Genomic DNA, 12731 nt, shown 5'->3' with positions numbered 1-12731 from the left:
GAAAGCGTCGATCCGGGCGCCGCCGCCCTTGCACAAACGTCTTTGTGAACATATCCTAAAACCAACACGATAATCGGAGGGCGTGAATCATGGCGCCCAGGCGTTCCAAAGGTGCGGGCGCGTTTCCCAAGGCGGTTGAAACCCCTGTACCAGCCCGTCCGGATCCGGATGCGCTTTATGCTGCATTGGATCTAGGCACAAACAGTTGTCGCATGCTGATCGCCCAGCCCAATGGCAGTGGCTTTCACGTAGTGGACAGCTTTTCCAAGTCGGTCCAGCTGGGGACCGGCCTTGAACGGACTGGGCGTCTGTCCCGTTCGTCGATGTCGCGCACCATTCAGGCGCTGCGTATTTGTCAGCAAAAACTCAAGCGCAACAAGGTACGCCGCATGCGGCTCGTCACCACCGAGGCTTGTCGCCGTGCCAAGAACGCGCGCGATTTCATCCGGCAGGTCAAACGGGAAACCGGTCTGACGCTTGAAATCATCCAGCCCGAGGAAGAAGCACGTCTGGCGGTCATCTCCTGCGCACCGCTGGTGTCGACCAAGACGGAACAGCTGCTGGTAGTGGATATCGGCGGCGGTTCGACCGAATTGGTCTGGATCGACATATCATCGGTGCCACGCCGCGACCGGCCGTCTGCCATCATGCGCCTGCACGCCGGGTTCCACCCCGCCGAAAGCCCCTTCCCCGCTGCCAAGGTGGTGGATTGGATTTCCGTGCCGTTGGGTGTGGCGACGCTGCGCGATCAGTTCAACGACGTCGATGACGATGCCGCCCGTTTTGCCTTGATGAGCTGGTTCTTCGAAGAACACCTCGCCGATTTTGCCCCCTATAAGGATGAGCAGGCCCGCGAAGGTTTCCAGATCGTCGGCACCTCGGGTACCGTGACCACCGTCGCCGCCTCCCATTTGGGGCTGAAGCGCTATGACCGCACCAAGGTCGATGGGCTCCGCATGACCAGTGATCAGATCGACAAGGTGATCCGCGGTTATCTGGATCTCGGCCCGCAGGGGCGCCGCAGTGACCCACGCATCGGCGAGGACCGTCAGGCGCTGATCATGTCTGGTGCCGCGATCCTGCAGGCTCTCCTTCGCTGCTGGCCCACCGACCGGTTGTCGGTCGCGGACCGGGGCCTGCGCGAAGGGTTGCTATATGCACAGATGAGCGCGGACGGTGTTCTGGAAGACGGACCCTTTTAATAACGCAGACCGAACCCTCGGCATTTGAGTTTTCGCGTCCGATCTGTCATGGACCGCGGAAAGCGAGCCTATACTGGCAAAGACCGACATCGGCAAAGATGGTACAAAGAGATGGCAAAGACCCCTTCCGGCAAGAGCCCGACCGGCAAGAACACTTCCGGCCGCGGCCAGCGTGACCTCAAGGTCAAGGTAAAGACCGCTCGCGGGCGCAAGCTGTCTTCGACCCGCTGGTTGCAGCGTCAACTGAACGACCCCTATGTGCGCCGCGCCCAGGCCGAAGGTTACCGTGGCCGGGCCGCCTACAAGATCATGGAGCTGGACGACAAGTTCCGCTTCCTCGTGCCGGGGGCCCGGGTCGTTGACCTTGGCTGCGCGCCGGGGGGCTGGGCGCAGGTCGCGGTCAAACGCATCAATGCGCTGGGCGAAAAGCAAGGCAAATCCATCGGCCGCATCATCGGCGTCGACCTGCAGGAGGTCGAGCCGCTGGCAGGGGCCGAGTTCCACCAACTGGATTTCATGGATGAGGGCGCCGACGATCAGGTCAAGGAATGGCTGGGCGGCATGGCCGATGTGGTGATGTCGGATATGGCCGCTGCCAGTTCCGGCCACAAGCAGACCGACCACCTGAAGATCATGGCCCTTTGCGAGGCAGCTGCCTATTTCTCATTCGATGTGCTGGAACAGGGCGGCACCTTCGTGGCCAAGGTTCTGGCCGGCGGTGCCGAGGGCGACCTGCAGAAACTTTTGAAACAGAAGTTCACCAAGGTCGCCAATGTGAAACCGCCCGCATCGCGGTCGGACAGTTCCGAAAAGTTCGTGATTGCCACCGGCTTCCGGGGTTAAGCGCCCCGGCGGGCAGATCAGGCCGCTTTTTAATGCAACGGCTGCTGCGTTGTCTGCAGGGACAGGGTGGCCAGCTCACGCAGCAAACGCGCATCTGGGCCTTCGTCTTCGCACTGGCGGAAAATCATCTGGGCACGCGGCGTCGGTGCCATGTCGGGCATCGGGCTCTTGAACAGATCTTGAAGGCGTTTCAGCATCGCGGCGGTCCTTATTCTTGCGTCGGCTGAATCTTGCCTACCCGCGCATTTCGCCCAGCCGATGGCCAAATTGTGGCAAACCTGCCTTTTTGTTGCAAAACCGGAAACAATAAGGCTTCCTCCTCCGAATTTTCCAAGAACCGCTGGTGCATACTATTCGACGTAGCTGTCGCCGGACGCCTCTGCTGCCTCGGCGCCGGGCTGGTCCAGCCGCATCAACGCACCGTTGAACTCGGCGCCAAAAATCAGGATCGCGGCATTCACATAAAGAAAGATCATCGCCGCCATGGCTCCCGCTAGCCCCGCATAGGTGGCCGAATACTGCGCGAAAGATCCGACATAGATCGCAAAACCGATCCCCGCGGCCCACCACAGCACCACCGTCAACACCGCCCCCGGCAGGATCTGCGATACCCGGTGCCGCTGCCCGGGCAGCAGTATATGGCACAGCAGCACCGCGACCAGTGGCAACAGAAACAACAACACGCCACTGAATCCCCGCTCCCATCCCGGCCCGACCAGCTGATAGGGCAGCAGATCGGCGATATAGCGGACATAAAGCGGCAAAACGACCTCGAAGAGAGCCGCCACAAGGATGCCAGCGCCGCCCAGCACCACCAGCCCGGCGCAGATCAGACGCGCCTTCCAGAAAGGCCGGGGATCGTTGTCGCCATAGGCATTGACCATGGCCACCCGCACCGCGTTGACACCGTTAGAGGCGAAATAGAGCGCCAGAACCCCGCCCAGCGTCGCCAGTTGCGTGCTGGAGGTCTCCAAAACCGCAAAGAGTTCGTTCAGGATCGGCTTTGAAACCTCCTCGGGCCAGCCGCCAAAGACGAGGTCCACCAGATCCTCTATCGCGACATCCTGTGACAAAAGGCTCGCGGCGGCCCCCGAAAGGGCGACGGTGAACAGGACAAAGGGGAACAGCGCCAGCATCATCGACATGGCGATATGACTGCTCATCACCCATCCGTTCTTGCGGTTGAATGCGGCGGCAGCGCGGGCCAATGCGCGCAGCCAAGGGGAAAGGACAGCAAACAGGTTCATGCTGCAAACCGTTCCACAGCCTCGGCAGAATCGCCAGCCTGACACGATTGGTTTTCACCTCTGGTGTGACCTGTGGCCTCCCGGTCACCCAAGAGCCTGCGGTCCTCGCCCCGCGACTGCCCACTGGCAATCAGAGAAGGCCCCGGCCATACTCCATTGGAAAGGAACCGAATAATGGGACAGGCCAGATGACGTTCTGGGTCGCGATCAGCACGGGTGGCGTCCTCCTGATGTGGGGACTTGCGGTTCTGGGTGCGCTGAACGCGGCCCGCACCGCCCGCACGCCGCAGGGCGCCATCGGCTGGGTCGTGTTCCTGCTGGCCTCGCCCCTGATCGCCCTGCCCGCCTATATGATCCTTGGCCATCACCGGTTCGAACGCTACCGCGCCGCCCGCCAGGACGCCCATCGCGCCGTGCAGGACATGCAGCCAATGGCCGAGGTGCGTGGCGCACATAGCCCTGCGAAGATGGCCGTGGACCCTGCGCCGTTCGAAGCGGTCTCTGGCCTGCAGGTCTGCACCGGCAACGGCTTCCGCCTGCTGATTGATGGAAAAGCCGGGTTCGCCAGTATGTTCCGCGCCATAGATGAGGCGCGCGACTACCTCTTGATCCAGTTCTACATCGTGCGCGACGATGATCTGGGACGCCGCCTAAAGAGGCACATCATCGCCGCCAGACAGCGCGGCGTTGCTGTCTGGTTCATGGCAGACCGGATCGGCAGCCACGGCCTGCCCACCTCCTATCTTGCCGAGCTGCAACAGGCTGGCGTCAATCTGGTGGATCGCGGCACCCAAAGGGGCCCCAAGCACCGCTTCATGCTGAACTTTCGCAACCACCGCAAAACCGTGGTGGCCGATGGCCGTGTCGGCTTTACCGGCGGGCTGAACGTCGGCGATGAATATATCAGCCACACCAAGGCGTTTGGCGACTGGCGCGACACCCATGTGGAACTGACTGGTCCGGTGGTGCAACAGCTGCAGCTGACCTATGCGCAGGACTGGCACTGGCTGACGGATGAGCCGATCCTGGACCTGCTGAACTGGGAGCCGGAGGCTTCGCCGGAAAACCGATCCGCCCTGATCGTGCCGACAGGGCCCGGGGACACCACCGAAAACGGATCGATGATGTTCTTTTCGGCCATCTCTGCCGCCCGCAGGCGGGTCTGGATCGCTTCGCCCTATTTCGTTCCCGACCTTGATGTGGTGGCCGCCCTCAAACACGCAGCGCTGCGCGGCGTGGATGTGCGCATACTGTTGCCAGGCATTGTCGACCACTACCTGCCATGGTTGGCCTCATTCGCCTATTTCGATGACCTGCAAAAGGTCGGTGTTCAGGTCCTGCAGTATTCCGGCGGCTTCATGCATCAAAAGACCTTTGTCGTGGATGATACCGTCGCCGCCGTCGGTACCACCAATATGGACAACCGCTCTTTCCGGCTGAATTTCGAAACCATGGCGCTGTTCTTTGATACTGGCGCGGCGGAATCTGTCGCCGCAATGCTGGAGGATGATTTCACCCGCGCGCGCAGTTTGGATCGGCCACTCGCGGCGCAACACTGGTCCGTCCGCCTTTTCGCCCCCGTAGCCCGGTTGCTGGCGCCGGTGCTGTGAGAGCCCGACACCGTTTCCAAAGTCACGAACTGACGCCGCGATCCCAGCAGGGCCGCCCTGTTCCGCACGCAAAACGCCCCTAAATGTTTCCCAGTCTCAACCAACGCCCCAGCGCCGACAGGATGACAAACCCATATGGTTCTCAAGATTACCGACGTGAGCAAGAGTTATACCTCAGGCCAAGCTGTGACGCCCGTATTGCAGGGGGTCTCGCTGACGCTTGAGGCCGGATCCAGCCTGGCCCTGACCGGGGACAGCGGATCGGGGAAAAGCACCCTGCTCCATCTGGCTGCGGCTCTGGACAGTTTCGACAGCGGAGAGATCACAATCGAGGGCGCGCCCCTGTCCGCGCTGAACGAGGCCGGGCGCGCCGCCCTGCGCCAGCGGAAGGTCTCTATCGTGTTCCAGCAATTCAACCTGATCCCATCCCTCAGCGTTGGCAGCAACCTTAGCCTGCACGCACGGCTGGGCCGCCGAAGGGACCGCATCTGGGAAGATCGGCTGATCGACCGGCTGGGCCTATCGAACTTACTGGACCGCTATCCTGACCAGCTATCCGGCGGACAACAGCAACGGGTCGCCATCGGCCGCGCCATGGCCTTGCGCCCGGCGCTGCTGCTGGCCGATGAGCCGACCGGAAACCTTGATGAAACCGCGAGCGAAGCCGTGATGAGCCTGATGCTACAGCTGCTGCGCGACAGCGGCGCGGCGCTGTTTCTGGTGACCCATTCGGACAGTATCGCCAACCAGCTGGACCGGCGGCTGCACCTGAAACAGGGCCAGATCGCATGATCACTGCCTCCTTTCTGACGTTGCTGTCCCATTGGCGGCGCCATCCGTTCCAACTGCTCGCCATCGTCGCCGGGCTGGCGCTCTCCACGGGGCTCTGGTCCGCAGTGCAGGCCATCAACGCCGAGGCCCGCGCCAGCTATGCCCGCGCCGCCAGCCAGCTGGGACAGGCGCAGGCCGATCAGCTGGTGGCCGGTGATGGGGTAATCCCGCTTGATACCTATGTAGCTCTGCGCCGCGCCGGGTGGCGGCTGGCTCCGGTTCTGGAGGGACGCATCAAGCTGGGCCCGCAATCCATTGATCTTATGGGGATTGATCTCCTGAATCCGCCGCCTGTCGCGCTGTTGTCCAGAGAAACAGGCGAAGAGAATGAGGCATCCGATATCTCACTGTCGCTGCTGCCCCCCGGCCAGTTGTTCCTGCACCCGGATACCGCCGCGTCCGTTACACAGGACGAGGGCGCGCCCCGCATTGTGACGTCACCGAATGTCCCCCGCGGCACTGCCATTACCGATATCAGCCTGGCGAGTCGGCTTCTCCAGCGCCCGGACACGCTTGACCGGCTGGTGATCCTTCCAGAACAATCCAGTGACCTGCCGCCGCTGGAGCAGCTGGCGCCGGATCTCACCCGGATCAGCGCACAGACGGCAGGTTCAGCTACGGCCCGGCTGACCGACAGTTTTCACCTCAACCTCACTGCCTTTGGTCTGTTGTCTTTCGCCGTCGGGCTGTTCATCGTGCAGGGCAGCATTGGGCTGGGGCTGGAGCATCGCCGCGGCCTGTTCCGCACCCTGCGCAGCCTCGGGGTGCCGCTGCGCACCCTTGCTGGACTACTGGTGGCAGAGCTGGCGCTCATTGCACTGGGCGCTGGTGGGCTTGGCCTGATCATAGGTTATGGCGTTGCGGCAGCGCTGCTGCCAGATGTCAGCGCGACGCTATCCGGACTATACGGTGCCTCGGTCGAAGGCAGCCTGACCCTGCGCCCGGTATGGGTTCTGTCCGGCCTTGGCATGGCCCTCGCGGGGACCGCACTGGCAGGCGCGCGGGCGCTGTTCAGCCTCTGGACCATGCCGGTGCTGGCGGCTCCGGCGACCTCCGCCCGGGGACAACAGACCGCCCGGTCCTTCAGGATGACCGCTCTTGCTGGCGTGATACTGATCGCCGGGGGATGCGTCACGCTATGGATGTTTGACGGACTGGTGGCGGGCTTTGCCTTTCTGGGCGGGCTGATGCTGGGCGCGGCGCTGCTGCTGCCGCAGGCGCTGTGGCTGCTGCTGCGCCTTGGGGCCCGCAGCGCACGGGGTCCGCTCGCAGAATGGATCTGGGCCGACAGCCGTGCGCAACTGCCCGGCCTGTCGCTGGCGCTGATGGCGCTTCTGCTGGCGCTGGCGACGAATATCGGCGTTGGAACAATGACTTCCAGCTTTCGCCTCACCTTTACCGGTTGGCTGGATCAGCGGCTGGCGGCAGAGTTCTATATCACGCTGAACAGCGACCAGCAGGGCACTGATTTCGCGGCATGGGCTGAAACACAGCCCGATGTCCGCCCGCTGCCGATCCGCTGGCACGAGATCCGGCACCGAGAGGCACCGCTGCGGATCTATGGCGTTGTCGACGATCCGACTTACCGGGACAACTGGCCGATCCTGCGGGCGCTGCCCGGCGTCTGGGATCAGGTGGCCGCGGGTCAGGGCATTCTGATCAACGAACAGCTGGCCCGGCGCCACGAGTATTCGCCCGGCGACACGCTTACCCTTGCGCCGGACTGGAGCGCGCCAATCGCCGGGATCTATTCGGATTACGGCAATCCAAACGGCCAGGCCATCGTCGCCCTGCCGGATTTGCTGCACCGCGCGCCCGACATCCCGAACCGGCAATTTGGCGTCCGCATCCCCCCGGAACGCAGTACAAATTTTTTAAACTCCGTCCGGCAGAGGTTTAATATCAAAACGGAAAGCATAAGAGACCAAGCCACGATCAAGGCGCGATCATTGGCGATCTTTGACCGGACTTTCGTCGTCACAGAGGCGCTCAACCTGCTGACGCTGGGGGTCGCCAGCTTTGCCATGCTGACCAGCCTTCTAACCCTCTGGGGGCAGCGGCTGCCGCAACTGGCACCGGTCTGGGCTATGGGGGTGACGCGCGCACGGCTGGCCCGGATCGACATCTTGCGTAGCCTGCTGCTGGCGGGCCTCACTGCCTGTCTGGCACTGCCCCTGGGGCTGACGCTGGCCTGGGCGCTCCTGGATGTGATCAATGTCGCGGCCTTTGGCTGGCAATTGCCGATGTATCTGTTCCCACTCGACTGGCTGCGCCTGTTCCTGCTGGCGTTGCTGGCCGCCGCCCTGGCTGCCCTGATCCCCGCCCGCAAGCTGAGCCGCCTGTCACCATCCCACCTGTTGAAGGTCTTTGCCAATGAACGATAAGCCGCTGGCGATCCTTGCTGCCGTTCTCCTGACGCTCGGCCTGACCCTTGCGCCCATGTTGTTGCGGGCGCAGGGTTTCGCGGGCCTGGGCACAAAGGCTGAAGGATTTGCCATCCCCGAACCGGGCACCGTGCTCAGCTTTCCGCGCGACCATGGCCCGCACCCAGAATTTCGCATTGAATGGTGGTACTTGACCGCCAACCTTCAAGGCGCGGATGGACAAGAATATGGTATTCAGTGGACCCTGTTCCGCTCTGCGCTGGCCCCCGGAGAGCAACCGGGCTGGGACAGCCCGCAGATCTGGATGGGGCATGCTGGCCTCACCACCGAACGGCAGCATTACTTTGCCGAACGTCTGGCGCGCGGCGGTATCGGACAGGCCGGGGTCACCGCAGATCCGTTCAACGCCTTGATCGACGATTGGCAAATGGGCGGCACCGGGGCAGGCATCGACCAGTTGAGCCTCCGCGCCAGCGGAATGGAGTTTTCCTATGATCTACAGCTCTCGGCCGACACGCCGCTGGTCCTGCATGGCGCGGATGGATATTCGGTCAAATCCGCCAGCGGACAGGCCAGCTATTACTACTCGCAGCCCGGCTACCGCATCGAGGGGCAGTTGATGCTCCCCTCCGGCCCTGTTGCCGTCACCGGCCACGGTTGGCTCGACCGGGAATGGTCCAGTCAGCCGCTTGAAGAAGATCAGACCGGCTGGGATTGGTTCTCCCTGTCCTTTGACAGCGGTGAAAAACTGATGGGGTTCGTGCTGCGCAGCGCGGACGCTGATTTCACGTCCGGCACCTGGGTTGCGGCCGATGGCAGCGCCCGCGCCCTGCCAGATGGCGCCTTCTCGTCGCAACCGCTGAAGTACAGCAGCGTCGCGGGCCGCTCCGTTCCCACCCGCTGGCAGATCTCGCTGCCAGAGCAGGAGCTGTCAGCAACCGTGGAGGCGCTGAACCCGCAAAGCTGGATGGGCGCCGCCTTTCCCTATTGGGAGGGACCTGTTCGGGTCAGCGGCAGCCACAACGGTCGCGGGTATCTGGAGATGACCGGTTATGAGCCTGGTGAGTAGCTGTCAGCCGTGAAAAGAGGCGCCACAAGCGGGGGCGCCTCTGATCTGACGTACTCAGCATTGGACCGCTGACCTACCGAACCACGTAGATTGAACAGTCGCTGTGCCGGATTACCCGCGCGGCGTTGGGGCCAAGGAGGTAATCCTTGAGGTCGGGCTTATGCGCGCCGATCACGATCAGATCGGTTCCCGCCTTGGCCGCAACTTGCAGGATCTCCTGATAGGCGGTGCCGGTGGCCACCACATGGCGCACCTTGGCGTTTCGCTCCGCGCCCAGCACTTCCTCGCAGAGGTCCCGCAGATGCGCAGTAGTGTCCTTGACCGCCTTATCGTGGTGATGCTCTTCGAAAAAGCCGGAGACCCAGCTTTCGCCGAAATCCGGCAGGACATTCACCACATCCAGCTGGGCATCATCCAGCGCAGCGAGCCGCGCCGCCTGTTCCAGCACCTTGCGGTCCAGCGCCGCATCGCTCAGTTCAAGCGCACATAGAACGGATTTGCTCATGCCGGTACTCCTTCCTTGCTGGCGCGACCGCGCTGCATCATGGCCACCAAGGCCAGCAACAGCAATGCGGGGATAAAGATCAGCTCCTTGGGCAGTTGATCCTGCGGCGCCTTGATCTCAGTGACCTGAACCGGTTCGTCGCCATAGAAATCAAAGCTGCCAAGGACCTCTTCTGCCGGGGTGCCGAAACCAGGCGCGTCCAGTTTCATCAGCCCATCTTCAGGCAGCAGCACCAGACCGATTGCCTCGGCCATGGCCAGACCATCGCCGGAGCCATCCGACGGGATCACCAGCGTTGTGGAAGCCGCGCCGCCAGTGTCAAAATCGGGACCTTCGATGCGCAGGCGCAACTCCTGCCCTGCTTCAGAAGCCGAGAGCACCTCGACCAGTTCGCTCGGGGCCGCCTCGGCAAAGGGGGGCATGATCCGGTTCATGAAGAAATCCGGACGGAACAGGGCAAAGGCCACAAGAACCAGAAGCACGCTTTCGTAGATGCGGCTGCGGGTCAGGAAATACCCCATCGTCCCGGCGGTAAAGACCAGGATCGCGATGGTCGCCGATATGGCCACCAATATGCCTTGAGCCCATGTCACATCGATCAACAGCAGATCGGTATTGAAGATGAAGACAAAGGGCAGCGCCACGGTGCGCAGAGAGTAGAAGAAGGCAACGAAACCTGTGCGGATTGCATCGCCGCCGGAGACTGCCGCAGCAGCAAAGCTGGCAAGGCCCACAGGCGGTGTCACATCGGCCATAATACCGAAGTAGAAGACGAAAAGATGCACCGCGATCAGCGGCACGATCAGCCCCGACTGCGCGCCAAGCTCTACCACGACACCCGCCATCAGCGAGCTCACGACGATATAGTTCGCCGTGGTCGGCAGCCCCATGCCAAGGACAAGCGACAGAAGGCCGACCATGATCAGCATAAGGATCAGGTTTCCACCAGACAGGAACTCTACCAGTTCGGACATCACCTGCCCCACGCCCGTCAGCGTCACGGTGCCGACGATCACACCCGCTGTCGCGGTTGCCAAGGCGATGCCAATCATATTGCGGGCACCGTCGATCATGCCGTGCCAAAGGTCGCTCACCCCGCCGAAGAAGTTGTGAGCAAGATTAGACTGCCCGCGGAACAGGGCCTTGAGCGGTTTCTGCGTCAGCAGGATCACAAACAGCAGCGCCGTCGCCCAGAAGGCCGACAGGCCGGGCGATTTCTGTTCGATCATCAGGAAATAGACCAGCACTATGATCGGCAGCAGGTAATGCAGCCCTGCCTTGTAGATCTTGCCCACATCCGGCAGCTCCACATCCTCGGCATTGGGATCGTCAGGCACAAGATCCTCGACCCCGGCGGCGAGCTTCAGCAACGCCACATAGGCCGCAACCACCAGCAGCGACAAGACTGTGCCAGAGGCTTCGGGCATCAGCGAAATCACCCAACCGACGGGATATTGCACGCCGTAACACAGCGCCGCGAAACCCGCGAAAAACGCCGCCATACCTCCGATTGTGCGGCCCATGGAGACCACCCGGTTGCCCAGCGTCGGCATGTTCCGCTTCACCGCCTCCAGATGCACGATATAGACCAGCGCGACATAGGAAATTGCAGCCGGCAGGAAGGCATGGGTGATGACCTCGACGTAGGAAATCCCTACGTATTCCACCATAAGGAAGGCCGCAGCCCCCATCACCGGCGGCATGATCTGACCGTTGACCGATGAGGCGACCTCGACCGAGCCAGCCTGTTCATTGGTAAAGCCCACCCGTTTCATCAAGGGGATGGTGAAGGTGCCCGTGGTCACAACGTTGGCGATGGAAGAGCCTGAGATCAGACCTGTCGCTGCCGAGCCGACAACAGCCGCCTTGGCCGGGCCACCGCGCAGGTGGCCAAGGGCGCCAAAGGCCATTTTGATAAAGTAATTCCCGGCGCCCGCCTTATCCAGCAGCGCCCCGAACAGCACGAAGAGAAAGACGAATTTGGTGGAAACGCCAAGCGCGATGCCAAAGACCCCTTCGGAGGTGATCCACATATGGCTCATCGCCTTTTTCAGGCTGGCGCCTTTCCAGCGGATCACTTCGGGCACCACGTCAGAGGAACCGAAAAAAACATAGGCGAGGAAGATCGTGGCGATGATCGCCATCGCGGGCCCCAGGGCGCGACGCGCGGCTTCGAACAGGATGATCAACCCAGCCAGCGCAAAGAATTTGTCGACATCATCGGCCAGACCGCCACTGTCGACGATCTTCTGGTAGTTGAGGAAGCCATAGACCGCCACATAAACGCCCGCAGCGGCAAGAACCCAGTCCTGCACCGGCACGAAACCCGGCTCCGGGTTGGCCCATTCCCGCAGGTAGGCCAGAACCATCACGGCCGCTACAATCAGCGCGACCACGGTGGAAAAGAGCGCCAGAGAACCGCTCCAACCGTCAAAAAGATACTGCCCAAGGATCGCCACCGCGCAATAGGTCAGTAGTGCCACCGCCGCGAAAATCCCAAGCGCGCTGGCCATGCTCTCAAGCCGCGTCGCCATGCCCGATCCGTTCAGATAGGTCGGCAGCACCAGCACCAGCGCCACCAGCGCCGACACGACAACCGCCGCCGACACCGAAAGCCCCGGCGCGATGGCAAGCAGCACCGCCACGCCAAAGGCGCCGATACCCAATAGCGTTCCGATATGCCCCAGCCAGAAGCCGACCAAATTGCGGCTTTCCCGGCTCATGGCGGGATAAGCCATGAACCCCAGCATCAGGGCGAAGGCCAGGTGGATCAGCCGTGAATTGTTATTGACGGCGCCCGGAAGCAGATAGTTCGAAAGCGGTGAGGCCAGAATGACCTGAAACAGCGACCAGCTTACCGCGACAAGTGCAAGAGACAGGCCCACAGCCCCAATGGGGTTGCGCGCACCGGCGTCCGAGGACGCGACCAGTTCCTGCAGTTCTTCCTCGCTAAGCGGTCGATTTCCTTGAGCATCGGATGTCATGGATAATCTCCCCTGCGGACGCCCTGATATGGGATCCGGCTATTGTGATTGGCGCC

At 62.2% G+C, this 12731-nt stretch carries 10 protein-coding genes; 6 read left to right on the top strand and 4 right to left on the bottom strand.

What is annotated here, in order from left to right:
• Nucleotides 1-89: 89 nt before the first annotated feature.
• Both SM766_RS00340 and SM766_RS00335 read left to right on the top strand, forming a co-directional pair.
• Nucleotides 90-1202, top strand: a complete 1113-nt coding sequence (locus SM766_RS00340) for a Ppx/GppA phosphatase family protein (protein WP_274833666.1) — start codon at nt 90-92, stop codon at nt 1200-1202.
• Nucleotides 1203-1313: 111 nt separating this feature from the next.
• The gene (locus SM766_RS00335) at nt 1314-2045 is read left to right on the top strand and encodes an RlmE family RNA methyltransferase (RefSeq protein ID WP_274829278.1); all 732 of its coding nucleotides are present in this window, start codon (nt 1314-1316) and stop codon (nt 2043-2045) included.
• Between the two features lie 29 nt (nt 2046-2074).
• Here the strand turns inward: SM766_RS00335 and SM766_RS00330 are convergent, their stop codons facing one another.
• Nucleotides 2075-2242, bottom strand: a complete 168-nt coding sequence (locus SM766_RS00330) for a hypothetical protein (RefSeq protein WP_274839152.1) — start codon at nt 2240-2242, stop codon at nt 2075-2077.
• Nucleotides 2243-2395: 153 nt separating this feature from the next.
• Nucleotides 2396-3292: a YihY/virulence factor BrkB family protein gene (locus SM766_RS00325; RefSeq protein ID WP_368946546.1), complete on the bottom strand. Its 897-nt coding sequence runs from the start codon at nt 3290-3292 to the stop codon at nt 2396-2398.
• A 188-nt stretch (nt 3293-3480) separates the two neighbouring features.
• Between SM766_RS00325 and cls the strand changes: the two genes are divergently transcribed.
• The 4 genes from cls to SM766_RS00305 all read left to right on the top strand — a co-directional run bounded on the left by cls (nt 3481) and on the right by SM766_RS00305 (nt 9186).
• Complete coding sequence (gene cls / locus SM766_RS00320; protein WP_368946545.1) at nt 3481-4902, top strand: cardiolipin synthase; 1422 nt, start codon at nt 3481-3483, stop codon at nt 4900-4902.
• Between the two features lie 135 nt (nt 4903-5037).
• Nucleotides 5038-5694, top strand: coding sequence for an ABC transporter ATP-binding protein (locus tag SM766_RS00315; protein WP_368946544.1), 657 nt, complete (start codon nt 5038-5040; stop codon nt 5692-5694).
• Entirely contained in the window at nt 5691-8117 is a 2427-nt protein-coding gene (locus tag SM766_RS00310) for an ABC transporter permease (protein ID WP_368946543.1), read from the top strand. Before SM766_RS00315 ends, SM766_RS00310 begins: the two co-directional genes overlap by 4 nt.
• A complete protein-coding gene (locus SM766_RS00305) occupies nt 8107-9186 on the top strand; it encodes a lipocalin-like domain-containing protein (protein WP_368946542.1) in 1080 nt (359 codons plus the stop codon). Before SM766_RS00310 ends, SM766_RS00305 begins: the two co-directional genes overlap by 11 nt.
• Before the next feature lie 73 nt (nt 9187-9259).
• Here the strand turns inward: SM766_RS00305 and SM766_RS00300 are convergent, their stop codons facing one another.
• The gene (locus SM766_RS00300; protein ID WP_368946541.1) at nt 9260-9691 is read right to left on the bottom strand and encodes a universal stress protein; all 432 of its coding nucleotides are present in this window, start codon (nt 9689-9691) and stop codon (nt 9260-9262) included.
• Nucleotides 9688-12675: a TRAP transporter permease gene (locus SM766_RS00295; RefSeq protein ID WP_368946540.1), complete on the bottom strand. Its 2988-nt coding sequence runs from the start codon at nt 12673-12675 to the stop codon at nt 9688-9690. Before SM766_RS00295 ends, SM766_RS00300 begins: the two co-directional genes overlap by 4 nt.
• Nucleotides 12676-12731 lie beyond the last annotated feature (56 nt).

It is taken from the genome of Pseudophaeobacter sp. A-200-2 (assembly GCF_041008815.1).
In the GTDB taxonomy this organism is placed as follows: Bacteria; Pseudomonadota; Alphaproteobacteria; order Rhodobacterales; family Rhodobacteraceae; genus Phycobacter; species Phycobacter gallaeciensis_A.
This window is presented reverse-complemented; position numbering and strand designations above follow the sequence as displayed.